Annotated in this window: 19 protein-coding genes and 1 tRNA gene; 8 read left to right on the plus strand and 12 right to left on the minus strand. The window is 37.8% G+C overall.

What is annotated here, in order from left to right; all coding sequences use genetic code 11:
* Positions 1-395: pilin (locus tag MOMA_RS05515; RefSeq protein WP_051012751.1), on the minus strand; the 395-nt coding region annotated here is incomplete at its 3' end.
* Complete coding sequence (locus MOMA_RS05520) at positions 395-1,237, minus strand: Rpn family recombination-promoting nuclease/putative transposase (protein ID WP_009501487.1); 843 nt, start codon at positions 1,235-1,237, stop codon at positions 395-397. The genes MOMA_RS05515 and MOMA_RS05520, both read right to left, overlap by 1 nt.
* A 62-nt stretch (positions 1,238-1,299) precedes the next feature.
* Here MOMA_RS05520 and MOMA_RS05525 point away from each other — a divergent pair, with 62 nt between their 5' ends.
* Positions 1,300-1,722 carry a pilin gene (locus MOMA_RS05525; protein ID WP_009501488.1) on the plus strand — a complete coding sequence of 141 codons (423 nt, stop codon included), beginning with the start codon at positions 1,300-1,302 and terminating at the stop codon, positions 1,720-1,722.
* Between the two features lie 69 nt (positions 1,723-1,791).
* Here MOMA_RS05525 and MOMA_RS05530 read toward each other — a convergent pair whose 3' ends face one another.
* Complete coding sequence (locus MOMA_RS05530) at positions 1,792-2,196, minus strand: pilin (RefSeq protein ID WP_051012733.1); 405 nt, start codon at positions 2,194-2,196, stop codon at positions 1,792-1,794.
* Positions 2,197-2,342: 146 nt separating this feature from the next.
* Here MOMA_RS05530 and MOMA_RS05535 point away from each other — a divergent pair, with 146 nt between their 5' ends.
* Together MOMA_RS05535 and MOMA_RS05540 are read left to right on the plus strand one after the other, a co-directional pair.
* Entirely contained in the window at positions 2,343-4,199 is a 1,857-nt protein-coding gene (locus MOMA_RS05535; protein ID WP_009501489.1) for an O-antigen ligase family protein, read from the plus strand.
* Between the two features lie 59 nt (positions 4,200-4,258).
* Positions 4,259-5,527 (plus strand): exopolysaccharide biosynthesis polyprenyl glycosylphosphotransferase, encoded by a 1,269-nt coding sequence (locus MOMA_RS05540; protein ID WP_009501491.1) that lies wholly within the window; start codon positions 4,259-4,261, stop codon positions 5,525-5,527.
* A gap of 1 nt (position 5,528) precedes the next feature.
* Here the strand turns inward: MOMA_RS05540 and MOMA_RS05545 are convergent, their stop codons facing one another.
* Positions 5,529-6,755: a ribonuclease D gene (locus MOMA_RS05545; protein WP_009501493.1), complete on the minus strand. Its 1,227-nt coding sequence runs from the start codon at positions 6,753-6,755 to the stop codon at positions 5,529-5,531.
* 231 nt (positions 6,756-6,986) lie between these two features.
* Between MOMA_RS05545 and MOMA_RS05550 the strand changes: the two genes are divergently transcribed.
* On the plus strand, positions 6,987-8,309 hold the full coding sequence (locus MOMA_RS05550) for a glycerophosphodiester phosphodiesterase family protein (protein ID WP_009501494.1): 1,323 nt from the start codon (positions 6,987-6,989) through the stop codon (positions 8,307-8,309).
* Between the two features lie 25 nt (positions 8,310-8,334).
* On the opposite strand, the gene recR is transcribed toward MOMA_RS05550, so the two are convergent.
* Both recR and MOMA_RS05560 read right to left on the minus strand, forming a co-directional pair.
* Entirely contained in the window at positions 8,335-8,943 is a 609-nt protein-coding gene (gene recR, locus MOMA_RS05555; protein ID WP_009501495.1) for a recombination mediator RecR, read from the minus strand.
* Between the two features lie 101 nt (positions 8,944-9,044).
* Positions 9,045-9,377 carry a YbaB/EbfC family nucleoid-associated protein gene (locus MOMA_RS05560; protein ID WP_009501497.1) on the minus strand — a complete coding sequence of 111 codons (333 nt, stop codon included), beginning with the start codon at positions 9,375-9,377 and terminating at the stop codon, positions 9,045-9,047.
* A gap of 154 nt (positions 9,378-9,531) precedes the next feature.
* On the opposite strand from MOMA_RS05560, the gene MOMA_RS05565 reads away from it, so the two are divergent.
* Complete coding sequence (locus MOMA_RS05565) at positions 9,532-9,888, plus strand: pilin (RefSeq protein WP_152411803.1); 357 nt, start codon at positions 9,532-9,534, stop codon at positions 9,886-9,888.
* Between the two features lie 88 nt (positions 9,889-9,976).
* Here MOMA_RS05565 and MOMA_RS05570 read toward each other — a convergent pair whose 3' ends face one another.
* Positions 9,977-10,408 (minus strand): pilin, encoded by a 432-nt coding sequence (locus tag MOMA_RS05570; protein WP_009501499.1) that lies wholly within the window; start codon positions 10,406-10,408, stop codon positions 9,977-9,979.
* Between the two features lie 62 nt (positions 10,409-10,470).
* Between MOMA_RS05570 and MOMA_RS05575 the strand changes: the two genes are divergently transcribed.
* Positions 10,471-11,337: an Rpn family recombination-promoting nuclease/putative transposase gene (locus tag MOMA_RS05575; protein ID WP_009501501.1), complete on the plus strand. Its 867-nt coding sequence runs from the start codon at positions 10,471-10,473 to the stop codon at positions 11,335-11,337.
* A gap of 23 nt (positions 11,338-11,360) precedes the next feature.
* Complete coding sequence (locus tag MOMA_RS05580) at positions 11,361-11,747, plus strand: pilin (protein ID WP_083874861.1); 387 nt, start codon at positions 11,361-11,363, stop codon at positions 11,745-11,747.
* A gap of 91 nt (positions 11,748-11,838) precedes the next feature.
* On the opposite strand, the gene MOMA_RS05585 is transcribed toward MOMA_RS05580, so the two are convergent.
* Both MOMA_RS05585 and MOMA_RS05590 read right to left on the minus strand, forming a co-directional pair.
* Positions 11,839-12,246 carry a pilin gene (locus MOMA_RS05585; protein WP_009501503.1) on the minus strand — a complete coding sequence of 136 codons (408 nt, stop codon included), beginning with the start codon at positions 12,244-12,246 and terminating at the stop codon, positions 11,839-11,841.
* Positions 12,247-12,269: 23 nt separating this feature from the next.
* On the minus strand, positions 12,270-13,220 hold the full coding sequence (locus MOMA_RS05590) for an Rpn family recombination-promoting nuclease/putative transposase (protein WP_009501504.1): 951 nt from the start codon (positions 13,218-13,220) through the stop codon (positions 12,270-12,272).
* Between the two features lie 62 nt (positions 13,221-13,282).
* Between MOMA_RS05590 and MOMA_RS05595 the strand changes: the two genes are divergently transcribed.
* The gene (locus tag MOMA_RS05595) at positions 13,283-13,723 is read left to right on the plus strand and encodes a pilin (protein ID WP_009501505.1); all 441 of its coding nucleotides are present in this window, start codon (positions 13,283-13,285) and stop codon (positions 13,721-13,723) included.
* An 83-nt stretch (positions 13,724-13,806) separates the two neighbouring features.
* On the opposite strand, the gene MOMA_RS05600 is transcribed toward MOMA_RS05595, so the two are convergent.
* The 3 genes from MOMA_RS05600 to hemL all read right to left on the minus strand — a co-directional run bounded on the left by MOMA_RS05600 (position 13,807) and on the right by hemL (position 15,742).
* Entirely contained in the window at positions 13,807-14,190 is a 384-nt protein-coding gene (locus tag MOMA_RS05600) for a pilin (RefSeq protein ID WP_083874862.1), read from the minus strand.
* A 92-nt stretch (positions 14,191-14,282) separates the two neighbouring features.
* Positions 14,283-14,358, minus strand: a tRNA-Lys gene (locus tag MOMA_RS05605).
* A 91-nt stretch (positions 14,359-14,449) separates the two neighbouring features.
* Positions 14,450-15,742 carry a glutamate-1-semialdehyde 2,1-aminomutase gene (hemL, locus tag MOMA_RS05610; RefSeq protein ID WP_009501507.1) on the minus strand — a complete coding sequence of 431 codons (1,293 nt, stop codon included), beginning with the start codon at positions 15,740-15,742 and terminating at the stop codon, positions 14,450-14,452.
* Positions 15,743-15,748: the final 6 nt, after the last annotated feature.

Raw genomic sequence — 15,748 nt, forward strand, 5'->3', positions numbered from 1 at the left:
TATTTAGTATCAATGCTAGATGCCTTGCTACTAACTTGATTGCCAGCACTTGTGGCTAATTTTAATGTTCCATCAGTCTCGTCAAGCTTTAACACAATCTCTTTTCCTGCAATTAAATCAGATACACCAGTTTTGTTAAATGTATAATGAATTCCGCAAACTAATCCTGTTGAACCTGACGGTTTCTGTTCAAGCACTACAGCTTTCCCATACTTTCCTGTTAACTCCTCTGTTCCTGATGCTGCTTTTTTTGTATCAGCAAAACAACTCCCATTCTGACGATTGGTTGCAATAGTTGTCTTTAACCCATCTGCTAAAGTAAACGCTTCAGAAACCTGCGACTTAGCAATATAATCCTGATAAGCTGGGATAGCAATCGCGGCTAGGATACTGATTACAGCTTTTCAATACTGTTTTTATCAAGTCCAGTGGCTTGTATAATCATGTGTATGGGTAACCCTAGGTTTTTAAGTTTTTGGGCGGTTTGTAGGATGCCCTGATTCAACCCATCTTCCCAAGCCACCTGCTTGGCATATTCTTGAGTTGCCATGTTGTCTCTGTAGGTCTTTAGACTTAGTTCATATCGCATCCACTCTTCTCGGTTCATGTTGGCGATTTTGGCTTGTTCAAAGGCTTGTTCAAATACTTCATTGCCGTCAAATACTTGGGGTATCATTTGTAAGTCCTTTAGGTTTTTTAGATAAAATAACCATTTATCAAGGTTTGTGGTTAACTCGTTTTCTCCTTTGTCAAACTTTGGCATCTCAAAGTAGATAAGGGTTAGTTTATCATAAAAGATTTGATTGTTTTGGTCTTTTAGTTGTACTTTATGAATGACTTGTTTGTTTGTGTCATTAAAGCAAAAGTCCAAAATACTAATACAGTATACCGCTTTTAATTGATAATGCCAGTCTTTACCTTTTTTGGCTTGTTCTGTGATGGCAAAGGTTGAGTAGTAAAGGGTTCTGTCTTTAAAGAAAGCTTGTTTGGTTCTTTGTAGTTCTACAATAAACTGCTCACCTGTAATGCTTTCACAAAAGATGTCATAAATGGCTTTGCGGTCATCAATGGTTTCTCCCAATGCTTCTGTGTTTTTAAAGGTTAAATCAGCAATTTGATGATGATCAGGTAAAATGGAGTTTAAAAAGCTGATTAAAAAAGGTTTGGATGCAACTGTGCCAAACAGTCTTTTAAAACCAAAGTCTGTGTAGGGGTTAATAAAGGTTGGGTTTGTCATAAAAGAGTTTCTTAATGGTTTATGTTAATAAAAATTGTAGCATAGAATGATGGTGATTTATAGTGGGTTTGTTTGTTTATGGGTTAATCAGTATCCTAGCCGCGATTGCTTTGCCTGCGTATCAAGACTACATTGCCAAATCTCAAGTGGCAGAGGCGTTTACATTGGCTGATGGATTGAAAACGAGTATTGGGACGAATAGACAGAGTGGATCTTGTTTTTCTAACGGTGCTAGTAGTGCAGGTGCTGATGACAAAACCACAGGTAAGTATGGTACAGCTACAATTCTTCAAGAAACAGGAAAAGATAATAAATTAACCTGCGGAATTCATTATAAATTCGATCAAGTTAAAGTTTCTGACTTGCTTAAGACTAAAGAAATTGTTTTAAAACTTGATGAAAGTAGCGGTACATTGAAGTTAGGAACTGTTAGTTCTAAGTCATCTAACATTGACACTAAATACCTACCAAGTGCTTTTAGATAAATACTACTTTACTTTAAAAGTAAAAACCCCAATATTACGTTGGGGTTTTGTTGTATTAAGGAGTTATGATTATTTGAATGCACTAGGTAAATATTTTTTAACATCAGAAGTACTTGTCTTAGAAGCAACAGTATCCAACTTCAGTGTACCGCTAGTCTCATCAAGTTTTAAGACAATTTCTTTGTTTGTAAGTAGATCTGAAACGCCACTTGCATTAAACTTATAATGAATTCCACAAATTAAACCCACTGTACCTTTTGGCTTTTCCTCAAGAACTGTCGCTGTTCCATATTTACCTGTTAATACCTCTACTCCTGCTGTTGCTGATGTCTTATTATCAAAACAACTCCCATTCTGACGATTGGTTGCAATCGTTGTCTTTAACCCATCTGCTAAAGTAAACGCTTCAGAAACCTGCGACTTAGCAATATAATCCTGATAAGCTGGGATAGCAATCGCAGCTAGGATACTGATAACAACAAATTATTTATATATTTTAATTTTATAATAAAGTTAAATTAACATATTAACTTACCGTGCGTTATCCTACAACTTTTATAAAAAAAATGCTAAACTATTACATTTAGTATTTTTTTGTTAGTGGATTTTGAGTGTTGTGTATGCCGACCCATCGTGAGCCGTCTATTGTATTTGCCATCGCCGTTGGCGTAGCGATTTTGGGCTATTTGTTGCCGTATCATTCACCACTTGGGCGAGATTTTTTGGTGAATGACTTTTCGTTTATTACAGTGGCGTTTGGCACAGCGGTGGCATTGTTCACACAAAACCATTGGCGTGGCGTGCATTTATCAGCGTGGACGTGGCTAGGTTTTATCACAATCTTGCTCGGTCAGTTGGTTTTTTTGCCAATTGCTCACCCTGATGCTCTGATTTTTCCGATTATTTGTTTAGTTTTGGTAATTTTTTCTAGTAGCATTGCTTATCAATTTACCGATAAAGCCTTGTTGTTAAATATCGTATTTGGCTTTGCTATTGTTATGGCATTGACAACTTTTATTATCCAAATTATGCAAATTTATGATTACACGGTTTTTTGGCAAAACTGGGTGATTGTGCGTAATAATGCCCTACCAAATCGATTAGATGGCAATTTTGGTCAAGCAAACCACGCAGGTTACGGTTTTGTATTGGGTTTGTGTGCATTGATTTATCAGTTGCACCAAAGTTTTATGCAGGATCATATGCAACAAAAATTGGCAAATTATCTGTTATGTTACCGTATTGGCCTGGTAATATTGTTTGCTTTATTTTGTGCAGGGCTTGCTTTTACTCAAAGCCGAGCAGGAATGCTGATGATGATCGGCATGATTGCGGTGTATTTTTTTGTCCAACCTATGCGTTGGCGAACAAAATTTGCCTTAACGGCGACGGCTTGGCTGTTTTTTGCTTTGTATTATTTGATGGCAAGTTGGCTTGGCAATCATCTGTTAAACGCAGGTGGTCTTGGTGCACTTGGGCGTATGGCGGGCGGTCAAGGCAACCGCCCAGCACTGAATGAACGGGCGCTTATGATGTTTGGTGATAATCCGCTGTTTGGCGTGGGTTGGAATAACTATATGAAAGCCAGTGTGGATTACGCCCAATTTTTTAAATGGCCAGAAATTGCCGATCATTCGCACAATTTTATCACCATGATTTTGGCTGAAATGGGCGTTGTCGGCCTGCTGTGTTGTTTGCCAATTGCTTGGATATTGTTAAAAGCTGTGCATTTTCGTCATTCGGCACAAAGTGCAATTGCCCTGGCGTTTGTGTTGGCAAGTTTGCTATATGCCAGTGTGGAATATCCGCTATGGTATTTTCGCTATTTGGTTATATTTGCCATATTTATGACTTTAATCGAAACACGCGATTCATTTTTTGTAAAAAAAGCCTTCGCTGTAAAAACAACATTAACTGTAAAAAAAGCATTGCAAATCAAACATATAGCTTTATTACGCTTAAGCGGTGCTACAAGTTTTGCTATGGTATTGGCAGGAATTTTTTATGCATATCAATATCTTAATTTAGGTTATTTAAATTATAGCCGCTTTACCACTCACAAAAATCACCAATTTCGCGATGATCAAATTGATTATAATAATAAACCATTGTTTGGTTTTAGTGCTTATAATCAACGCTTATTGGCAATGCAAGTACCGCTAAATGCCAACCATTTGGCGACAAAAAAACAAATTTTTGCCAATGTATTAACCAATGACACATCACAGTTTAATTTGTTGGCTTATGCCCAATTATTGGCATTGGAAAATAAGCCCAATGAAGCAATGAAATACATTCAAGCATCGTGTGTTATGGTAAAAGATATCAGTTTTTGTGATAATGTAGACAGTGATTTGGCAAAATTGGCTAAAAAGAACCCACAAGTGTTTGCTAATTTATACCAAAACTTTGTAGCGTGGCGCAAGCAACACCCTCAAAAAACAGGTTTGCATGTCAAATCTGAAATTTTTGATTAAAAACGATGATTAAAAACATTGATTAAAATAATGAACAAAAAAAACGATGAAATTTTAACATGATAAAACCTGCTTTTTTGGTTCTGTGGCGGTATCTGTGGGTACGGTTATTGGTCGGGTGGCTTGTCATTGCGATCTTGCCTGCTATGTGGCGATGGACTGGTCGGATATTACGTTTAGATTTACTTGATACTCAATTTAACAGTCTTGTATTGGCAAGTGTGGGCGTGGTGCTAACAACCCTTGCGTTAAACCGTCTGTCGCAGTTTCCCGGGCAACGTTCGTTTAGTTACGTATTACCAACCTTGTTGTTTGTGGTGCTGCTGTTGGCTTCGGTGTTGCTGATTTTTCGCTTGCCTTATTCGCTGTATTATTTGGCATTTGCGTCGATGCTTGGGTTGTTGTTTTTTTTGGTGTCGTATTTGCTTGAGCAAAAAATTTCCAAACCGTTTATGGCGTATATTCCACTTGGACGCTGTCAAAATTTTGAAACCAGCATTCCGATTAATTGGCTGCGTTTAGACAAACCGCAACTGGATCCTGAAATGGCTAAACGCATTGATGGCATTGTGGCGGATTTGGCAAGCCCTAAACTGAATGACGATTGGCAACGGTTTTTAACCAAACAGACTTTGTGTGGCGTGCCTGTGTTTAATCAACAACAAGTGTACGAAAGTTTAACAGGGCGTTCGCCGATTCAACATTTGTACGAAAATGATTTAGGTTCGTTATTGCCCTCACAAAACTACTTAATTGCCAAACAATTGTTGGATATGTTGGTGGTGATTTTGGTAAGCCCTTTGGTTGTGCCAATTTGTGTGTTAACGGCTGTTGCCATTCGTTTTGAAAGTCCGGGCAAGGCAATTTTTGTGCAAGAACGCGTAGGCCAAGGAGGAAAATTGTTCAAAATCTACAAATTTCGCAGTATGTACAGTGATGCAGAAAAACATGGGGCAAAACTTGCGCAAAAAAATGACAGCAGAGTGACAAAAATTGGCAAGTTCATTCGCAAAACACGCATTGATGAATTGCCACAATTTATCAATGTGCTAAAAGGTGAAATGAGTTTAATCGGCCCTCGTCCTGAACAGTTGAGTTTTGTAAAAGAATTTGAACAAAAAATTCCATTTTACAATTATCGCCATATCGTCAAACCCGGAATATCAGGTTGGGCACAGGTTACTCAAGGTTATGCAGGCAATGAAGACGAAACGGCGTTAAAAATTCAATATGATTTTTTCTACATCAAAAATATTTCTTTGGCATTGGATTTGTTGATTGTGATAAAAACCGTGCAAACCATGCTAACAGGATTTGGCGCAAGGTAGTTTAATTTTCATCATTTGTGTCTGTTGCAACAACTGGTTGATTGTTAATCATGCTGTGCGGTTGAATCATATTCTGCAATGTTGGCAACAAACTGCCAATAATCCAATCATGACGCCAACCCAATAACGCCAAGGGCAACGCTCGCTTATTGTCAATAGCGTGGGCGTATAAATCACCAAGCCATTTTTTGCGCATCAGTATGTTTTCTGGGATATTTAACGCTTTGGCATGTGCGTTAATTAAATCTTGTAGGGCTTCTTGTATGTTGCTTGGTAGTTTACGGTAAGGTATTGGTATAAGCTCGGGATAAGTTTTGCAATCGGTTTTTTGCACCTGATGGATAATATTTAAAATTTCATTACCATACATGCGGATAACTTGCGGTTTAATATCGTGATAGCCAAGCTGTTTTATGCCAAACGGCGGTTTTTCCACCAGTTCTTGCAAGGCTTTTGGACGTAAAATATAGGTACGTGGACGGTTAATTGAACGTGCCAATTGTTCGCGCCATTCGCATAAAGCCTGCAATATTGCCAATTGTTCACGATTGTAGTTAAAATTTGCCACATTTAAATACAATTGATCATCGGTAATTTGGCTTAAATTGTATAATTCAGTGCTATAATCTTGACAGTCTTGTTTGGCATATTGCCACAGATTTTGTTGATTAAGCTGTTGTTTTAACGCATTGTATAACGCAAGCAAATAGCGTACATCGTCGCTTGCGTATTGTTCTTGTTCAAAGGTTAGTGGTCTTTTTAGCCAGTCGGATTGGCTTTCACCTTTATTAACATGAATGTCAAGTGTATTTAAAAGGGCTGTTTGATAACCTAAACTTAATTCACCTGTTAAAAAACCAAGCCCAATTTGAGTATCAAACACATTGGTTAAAGCTGGCAATTCTGACAACAAATAATAAATACCCAAATCCTCACCACAAGCGTGAAGCACCATCGTTGGTATATCGCCAATCACTTGCCAAAAATCGTACAAATCCAATTTTGGTGCGTCTAACAAATAAATCACCGTCCCTGTGTTAATCTGTAGCAGTGCAAGGCGCGGAAAAAAAGTATCTCGCTTGATAAATTCGGTGTCAAGGGCAATGATGTCTAATGTGTCAAGTTCGTCCAAAAGTCGTTCTAGTTGTTCATCGGTTTTTATCCAAACAGTGGGTAAATCGTTTAAAATTTGTAATTCGTGGGCGGTTGGCGGTTGTTGAGTAAGCATGGCATGATCCAAAATTATTGCAAAAATTGCTATAAAAACTGCTATAAAAAATTATAAAGAAAAATTGTAAACAATGTTTGTTAAAAATGTTTGTTAAATATGGTAAGTTTTGTTATACTCATCTTACCATATTTAGCGTTTTGTATTCTATCCTTTTTCAACTGTTTCACCAACCACTTGTTTAACTAACAAGCGTTTAACCAATAAACGTTTAACCAATAAGGAAATCCAATGAATAAGTTCAGACAACGCCTTGTGCTTCCATCGTTACTTGCATTAACCACTGCAATGCTCCTAACTGCTTGTAATAATGACAATAAGTCATCTACAAACAAACCTGCCATTACCAATACTACAAAAACACCAAGCAACCTTGGCAATAGCCCAATTACTTATGGAGTGCGTCCTTTTTATCTGATTGATGACATGACAGACAGTGTGGTAAAAACGCAACTACAAAACGCCAGACATCAAACCCCAAAACGCAGTGAATTCTCCATTGCTCACCGCGGTGCAACGCTACAATTTCCAGAACACACCCAAGAAAGTTATGTAGCGGCACATTATCAAGGTGCAGGGGTGCAAGAGTGTGATGTGGCATTTACAAAAGATCATCAACTTGTATGCCGTCATTCTGATGCTGATTTGCACACAACAACCAATATTTTACAAACCCCATTGGCAAATAAATGCACGCAGAATTTTCAACCGGCTACTTTTGACTCACAAGGCAAACTTATAACGCCCGCCAGTGCAAAATGCTTGACTTCAGATATTACCTTGGCTGAATTTAAAACCTTAAAAGGCAAGCAAGATGCAAGCAACCCCAATGCACGCACGGTACAAGAATATTTAGTAGCAACACCATCGTTTCGTACAGATTTATACGCCCAAAATGGCACTTTGTTAAGTTTTGATGAAGCGTTGGCATTGTTTAAACAAATGGGGGTTAAAGTAACGCCTGAATTAAAAGAACCCAGTGTTACCATGCCACATAATGGCTATAGCTATGACAATTATCGTCAGGCGGTGGTTGATTCGCTACAAAAGGCAGGTTTTGCACCCCAAGACACAATTTTACAATCATTTAAAATTGATGACTTGCATTATTGGATAAAAAACAATCCAGAATATGGCAAAACCGCCGTGTTCTTAATGGACGATAGCAATGCAACAAAAACTGGGGCAACTTTTAACACACAAGATCCAAATACTTACAAATACACCTTTGCACAATTAAAAGCAATGGGTATTCAAAACCTTGCACCTGCAACATGGCTGTTGGTAACCAATCAAAATGGTAAAATCGTCCCAAGTGAATTTGCCAAACAAGCCAAAGCCCAAAACCTAGGCTTGATCGCATGGACGGTAGAACGTTCAGGTCCTTTGGCATCAGGCGGTGGTTGGTATTATACAGGCATTAATGATATTGTAAATAATGACGGTGATGTGTATGAGCTGATTGATGTGCTTGCCAAAGGTGTTGGCGTGAAAGGCATTTTTTCTGATTGGCCTGCAACCGTAACCTATTATGCAAATGCCAATGGTTTATAATCCTAAGTATTAACCACAAGCACGGTTAAAGCCTTGTACGATTTTGCAAGGCTTGTCCAAGTGTGATGCTGTCTAAATATTCAATCTCGCCTGACATTGGAACGCCTTGAGCAATACGCGTGATATTTTGCACATAAGGCTTAATGGCTTCGCTGATAAAATAAGCCGTGGTCTGCCCTTTGTCTGTGGTGCTCGTCGCTAAAATTATCTCGTTTATCGGATTGTTTTGCTGTGCTTGGTTGTATAAACGCTGAATCAATTGGTCAATGCCAAGTTGCTCCGCTCCAATGCCATCTATCGGAGATAACACGCCACCGAGTACAAAATATTGCCCTTGAAAACTGGCTGTTTGTTCAATTGCCATCATGTCTGATGCGTTTTCTACAATGCACAGTTGGTTTTCATCGCGATGTGGGTTGCTACAAATTGGGCAAACATCATCATCGGACAAGCCACGACATTGTTTGCATTGTTTGATTTCGTTCATAGCAATGAGTAAGGCCTCAGCAAGCTGTATTCCTTGTGAGCGTTTATGAGTAAGCAGGTTTAAAGCCATGCGTTGGGCGGTTTTTTGTCCAACACTTGGTAGGACTTTAAGCTGTTTTACAAGGTTGTCAAATTTTGGGCTAAACACAAAAATATCCAAAAAGTTAGATGTTAATTATCCACAAAAACCAATTATCGACAAAAATAACCGATAAAGCAAATTTTATCGGTTATTTTGCTAAATTTTGATTAACCAAACAAGCCTTGCATACCAGGCGGCAAGCCCATACCGCTTGTTGCCCCTGCGATTTCTTTTTCGTGCAACTCATCGGCTTGGCGTACCGCATCATTAATTGCAGCGGCGATTAAATCTTCAATCATATCTGGATCATCTTGTAGCAAACTTGGGTCAATGCTAATGCGTTTGACAACGTGCTTGCCATTCATGGTAACTTTTACCAAACCGTTGCCTGCTTCGGCATGAACCTCTTGTTCTGCCAAGCGTTTTTTGGCATTTTCAACATTGGTTTCTACCTGTTTTTGCATCATTTGGGCTTGTTGCATGAGTGCTTGTAAATTCATAAGTATTCCTTAATTGAAAAATTGAATAAAAGAGTTATTGTACCGAATTTGATGGGGCAATGTCTAATAAAATTGTAAGAATGGGTTAGAAATTTTAAAATTTTTAACCATTTGGGTGTTAAAGTTGGTTATCAGTATCCTAGCCGCGATTGCTTTGCCTGCGTATCAAAATTATATTGCACGCTCACAGGTAGCAGAAGCGTTTACTTTAGCAGACGGACTTAAAACTAGCATCGGTACAAACAGACAGAATGGGACGTGTGGTACAGAAGAGATAACAGGCAAGTACGGTACAGCTAAAATTCTTGAAGATAAAGGTACAGGAACACCAGCCAAATTAACTTGTGGTATTAATTATAAGTTTAATACAACTGGTGTTTCTGACTTTCTTACAGGCAAACAAATAACATTGAAACTTGATGATGATAGTGGTGCTTTAAAATTAGATGTTATGAAAGGTGGTGAAAATACCGTTGAGGAAAAATACTTGCCAAGTGCATTTAAAAAATAATTAAATCTTACACATTTAGCTGTATTCATATATTAAAAAAGAGTAACTTAGGTTACTCTTTTTATTTTTTACAATTACTTTATTTAGATTATTGAAATGCACTTGGTAGGTATTTTGTAGGAATATCGGTAGCAGCAGCACCTTTTACTGCATCTAATTTTAATGTACCGCTATCTGAATCAAGTTTTAGGGTAACATTCTTGTTTTTAATCAAGTCTGAAACTTTAGCTTGATCGAATTTATAATGGATTCCACAAGTTAAACCCGTTGCTGTTCCTTTTGGTTTTTCTTCGAGAATTGTAGCTGTACCATACTTACCTACAATCTTATCCTCAGTACCTGCACTAGTAGCAGCGTTAGCAAAACATGATCCACTCTGCCTATTCGTCCCAATACTCGTTTTCAATCCATCAGCCAATGTAAACGCCTCTGCCACTTGAGATTTGGCAATGTAGTCTTGATACGCAGGCAAAGCAATCGCGGCTAGGATACTGATTAACCCATAAACAAACAAACCCACTATAAATCACCATCATTCTATGCTACAATTTTTATTAACATAAACCATTAAGAAACTCTTTTATGACAAACCCAACCTTTATTAACCCCTACACAGACTTTGGTTTTAAAAGACTGTTTGGCACAGTTGCATCCAAACCTTTTTTAATCAGCTTTTTAAACTCCATTTTACCTGATCACCATCAAATTGCTGATTTAACCTTTAAAAACACAGAAGCATTGGGAGAAACCATTGATGACCGCAAAGCCATTTATGACATCTTTTGTGAAAGCATTACAGGTGAGCAGTTTATTGTAGAACTACAAAGAACCAAACAAGCTTTCTTTAAAGACAGAACCCTTTACTACTCAACCTTTGCCATCACAGAACAAGCCAAAAAAGGTAAAGACTGGCATTATCAATTAAAAGCGGTATACTGTATTAGTATTTTAGACTTTTGCTTTAATGACACAAACAAACAAGTCATTCATAAAGTACAACTAAAAGACCAAAACAATCAAATCTTTTATGATAAACTAACCCTTATCTACTTTGAGATGCCAAAGTTTGACAAAGGAGAAAACGAGTTAACCACAAACCTTGATAAATGGTTATTTTATCTAAAAAACCTAAAGGACTTACAAATGATACCCCAAGTATTTGACGGCAATGAAGTATTTGAACAAGCCTTTGAACAAGCCAAAATCGCCAACATGAACCGAGAAGAGTGGATGCGATATGAACTAAGTCTAAAGACCTACAGAGACAACATGGCAACTCAAGAATATGCCAAGCAGGTGGCTTGGGAAGATGGGTTGAATCAGGGGATAGAGCAAGGTATGGAAAAAGGCATCCTACAAACCGCCCAAAAACTTAAAAACCTAGGGTTACCCATACACATGATTATACAAGCCACTGGACTTGATAAAAACAGTATTGAAAAGCTGTAATCAGTATCCTAGCCGCGATTGCTTTGCCTGCGTATCAAGACTACATTGCCAAATCTCAAGTGGCAGAGGCATTTACATTGGCTGATGGATTGAAAACGAGTATTGGGACGAATAGGCAGAATGGATCTTGTTATGCTAATTCTACTGCCACTACTGCAGGTGCTGAAGATAAGATCACTGGCAAATACGGTAAAGCTGAAATTTTACAGGAAACAAAAGATAATAAATTAAACTGTGGTATTTATTATAAATTTGAAGCAAAAGGAGTTTCTGATCTGCTTAAAAACAAAGAGATTGTATTAAAAGTCGATGAGGACAGCGGTACATTAAAATTGATGTCAGGTTCAAACACACTAGGTCAAAAGAAATCTGATATTCCAACTAAATATTTACCAAGTGCTTTTAGATAAATACTACTTTTATTCTTTTATTGTAAAAGTAGAAACCTCAACACAATATTGAGGTTTCTTTATATAGAATATAAGAAATTATATTAATGTATTAGCTAGGTTTTTTAAACGCACTTGGTAAGTATCTGTTTTCAACACCGTTAGTCTTACCACCCATATTTTCCATTTTTAACGTACCGCTAGCTTCATCAAGTTTTAATACAATTTCTTTTGATACAAGTAAATTAGAAACACCAGTTTTATTAAACTGATAATGAATACCACACACCAAAGTTTTTCCTGTTCCATCTTGCAAGATTGTAGCCGTGCCGTATTTTCCCATAATTTTATCTGGATTGTATTTACCTTTGGCTACATCTTCGGTTGAAGCCGCCGCCGCACCATCTGCAAAACACGTCCCACTCTGTCTATTCGTCCCAATACTCGTTTTCAATCCATCAGCCAATGTAAACGCCTCTGCCACTTGAGATTTGGCAATGTAGTCTTGATACGCAGGCAAAGCAATCGCGGCTAGGATACTGATTACAGCTTTTCAATACTGTTTTTATCAAGTCCAGTGGCTTGTATAATCATGTGTATGGGTAACCCTAGGTTTTTAAGTTTTTGGGCGGTTTGTAGGATGCCTTTTTCCATACCTTGCTCTAATCCCTTTTTAATCCCTTTTTCCATACCCTTTTTAATCCCTTTTTCCATACCCTTTTTAATCCCTTTTTCCATACCTTGCTCTATCCCCTGATTCAACCCATCTTCCCAAGCCACCTGCTTGGCATATTCTTGAGTTGCCATGTTGTCTCTGTAGGTCTTTAGACTTAGTTCATATCGCATCCACTCTTCTCGGTTCATGTTGGCGATTTTGGCTTGTTCAAAGGCTTGTTCAAATACTTCATTGCCGTCAAATACTTGGGGTATCATTTGTAAGTCCTTTAGGTTTTTTAGATAAAATAACCATTTATCAAGGTTTGTGGTTAACTCGTTTTCTCCTTTGTCAAACTTTGGCATCTCAAAGTAGATAAGGGTTAGTTTATCATAAAAGATTTGATTGTTTTGGTCTTTTAGTTGTACTTTATGAATGACTTGTTTGTTTGTGTCATTAAAGCAAAAGTCCAAAATACTAATACAGTATACCGCTTTTAATTGATAATGCCAGTCTTTACCTTTTTTGGCTTGTTCTGTGATGGCAAAGGTTGAGTAGTAAAGGGTTCTGTCTTTAAAGAAAGCTTGTTTGGTTCTTTGTAGTTCTACAATAAACTGCTCACCTGTAATGCTTTCACAAAAGATGTCATAAATGGCTTTGCGGTCATCAATGGTTTCTCCCAATGCTTCTGTGTTTTTAAAGGTTAAATCAGCAATTTGATGATGATCAGGTAAAATGGAGTTTAAAAAGCTGATTAAAAAAGGTTTGGATGCAACTGTGCCAAACAGTCTTTTAAAACCAAAGTCTGTGTAGGGGTTAATAAAGGTTGGGTTTGTCATAAAAGAGTTTCTTAATGGTTCATGTTAATAAAAATTGTAGCATAGAATGATGGTGATTTATAGTGGGTTTGTTTGTTTATGGGTTAATCAGTATCCTAGCCGCGATTGCTATCCCAGCTTATCAGGATTATATTGCTAAGTCGCAGGTTTCTGAAGCGTTTACTTTAGCAGATGGGTTAAAGACAACTATTGCAACCAATCGTCAGAATGGGAGTTGTTTTGCTGATACAAAAAAAGCAGCATCAGGAACAGAGGAGTTAACAGGAAAGTATGGGAAAGCTGTAGTGCTTGAACAGAAACCGTCAGGTTCAACAGGATTAGTTTGCGGAATTCATTATACATTTAACAAAACTGGTGTATCTGATTTAATTGCAGGAAAAGAGATTGTGTTAAAGCTTGACGAGACTGATGGAACATTAAAATTAGCCACAAGTGCTGGCAATCAAGTTAGTAGCAAGGCATCTAGCATTGATACTAAATATGTGCCTAATGCATTCAAATAATCTAAACAAAATAGCTCTTAAAAATAAAAAGAGTAACCTAAGTTACTCTTTTTATAATGTATAATTAAAAATATTAATTTTAATTATTTTTTAAACGCACTTGGTAGGTATTTTGAAATATCAGCACTGCTTGTTTTACCACCCATATTTTCTAATTTTAAAGTACCACTATCTTCATCAGCTTTTAATACAATTTCTTTATCTTTCAGTAAATCAGAGACCCCTTTGTTATTAAACTTATAATGAATACCACAATTTAATTTCTTATCCGCTCCTGTTGCTTGAAGAATTGTGGCTACACCATATTTTCCTGTAACTTTGTCTTCAGCATTCGCAGTAGTGGCAGTAGAATTAGCATAACAAGATCCATTCTGCCTATTCGTCCCAATACTCGTTTTCAATCCATCAGCCAATGTAAATGCCTCTGCCACTTGAGATTTGGCAATGTAGTCTTGATACGCAGGCAAAGCAATCGCGGCTAGGATACTGATAACCGATACCTATCATTTTGTAAAAACAGATAACAAAAAACCCTCTCTAAAAAGAGAGGGTTTGTATATGGTGGATCGTCCGCGACTCGAACGCGGGACCAACGGATTAAAAGTCCGCTGCTCTACCAACTGAGCTAACGATCCGATTGAGTGCGTATTATACGCATATTTTTGCAGATTGCAAGGTTTTTTTGGATAATTTTGTAAATTTTGGCAAAAATTTTATGAATGCGTTTTATGCTTGTGCCATTTCTGTGAACACTTGTTTTGCCATTGCCAAGGTAAAATCCAAATCCTCTTGGCTGTGTTCACTGCTCATAAAACCAACCTCAAAAGCAGATGGGGCAAAATAAACCCCACGCTTTAACATACCGTGAAAAAATTTGGCAAATTTTTTGGTATCACATTTGTTAACATCGTCAAAATTTTGTGGTAAGCCATTGTCGGTAAAATACATGCCAAACATACCGCCCAACTGTGTGGTTGTAAAACCGATGCCGGCTTCTTTTGCCAATTTTTCCAAATTATGGGTTAAATACTGAACTTTTGTACTTAATTTTTCATAAAAACCATCTTGGGTCAATAAGTCAAACATAGCAATTCCTGCTCGCATAGCCAGTGGATTGCCTGACAATGTGCCTGCTTGATACACACCACCAAGCGGTGCAATGTGCGACATAATTTCTTTTTTGCCTCCAAACGCACCAACAGGCAGACCTGCTCCGATGATTTTACCAAACGTTGTTAAATCCGGCGTGATGCCAAAACAAGCCTGAGCACCGCCTAAATTGACGCGAAAACCCGTCATCACTTCGTCAAAAATCAGCACCGTACCAGTGTCGCTACATAATTTGCGTAGTGTGTCATGAAATTCTTGACTGGGAATAATCATATTCATATTGCCTGCGATGGGTTCAACAATCACGCATGCCAGTTCATTGCTAAATTTTTCAAAACAGTCTATTAATGCTTGCTTATTATTATACGGTAAGGTTATTGTGTGTTTGGCAAAATCAATGGGTATGCCTTTTGAGGTTGGTTCACCGATATCAAGCATGCCAGAACCTGCTTTTACCAACAAACTGTCAGAATGTCCATGATAGCAACCTTCAAATTTGACAATTTTATCACGCCCTGTATAACCACGAGCCAAACGAATGGCGGACATGGTAGCTTCTGTGCCAGAACTTGTCATTCTTATCATGTCAATGCTTGGAATTAGTTCACAAATTTTGTCGGCAATTGTGGTTTCAAAAGGTGTTGGTGCGCCAAAGGATAAACCGTCATCAGCGGCCTTTTTTACCGCTTCTATGATGTGTGGGTGGCTATGCCCCAAAATCATAGGCCCCCAAGAACCGACATAATCCACATATTCACCACCATTTGTATCGTATATTTTTGATCCTTTGGCACGGCTAATAAAAACAGGCACGCCACCTACACCTGCAAACGCTCGCACAGGTGAGTTGACACCGCCTGCAATATGGATTTTGGCTTGGTTAAATAAATCTTGGTTGGTGTTATTCATGTTATT

The sequence above is a fragment of the Moraxella macacae 0408225 genome (assembly GCF_000320365.1).
Classification (GTDB): Bacteria; Pseudomonadota; Gammaproteobacteria; order Pseudomonadales; family Moraxellaceae; genus Faucicola; species Faucicola macacae.

Excerpts from the sequence above, each read along its gene's own strand:
- MOMA_RS05590 (WP_009501504.1), bottom strand. The coding sequence starts at position 13,220 with ATGACAAACCCAACCTTTATTAACCCCTACACAGACTTTGGTTTTAAA.
- MOMA_RS05520 (WP_009501487.1), bottom strand. The coding sequence starts at position 1,237 with ATGACAAACCCAACCTTTATTAACCCCTACACAGACTTTGGTTTTAAA.
- MOMA_RS05560 (WP_009501497.1), bottom strand. The coding sequence starts at position 9,377 with ATGAATTTACAAGCACTCATGCAACAAGCCCAAATGATGCAAAAACAG.
- MOMA_RS05545 (WP_009501493.1), bottom strand. The coding sequence starts at position 6,755 with ATGCTTACTCAACAACCGCCAACCGCCCACGAATTACAAATTTTAAAC.
- MOMA_RS05550 (WP_009501494.1), top strand. The coding sequence starts at position 6,987 with ATGAATAAGTTCAGACAACGCCTTGTGCTTCCATCGTTACTTGCATTA.
- MOMA_RS05540 (WP_009501491.1), top strand. The coding sequence starts at position 4,259 with ATGATAAAACCTGCTTTTTTGGTTCTGTGGCGGTATCTGTGGGTACGG.
- MOMA_RS05575 (WP_009501501.1), top strand. The coding sequence starts at position 10,471 with ATGACAAACCCAACCTTTATTAACCCCTACACAGACTTTGGTTTTAAA.
- MOMA_RS05535 (WP_009501489.1), top strand. The coding sequence starts at position 2,343 with ATGCCGACCCATCGTGAGCCGTCTATTGTATTTGCCATCGCCGTTGGC.
- hemL (WP_009501507.1), bottom strand. The coding sequence starts at position 15,742 with ATGAATAACACCAACCAAGATTTATTTAACCAAGCCAAAATCCATATT.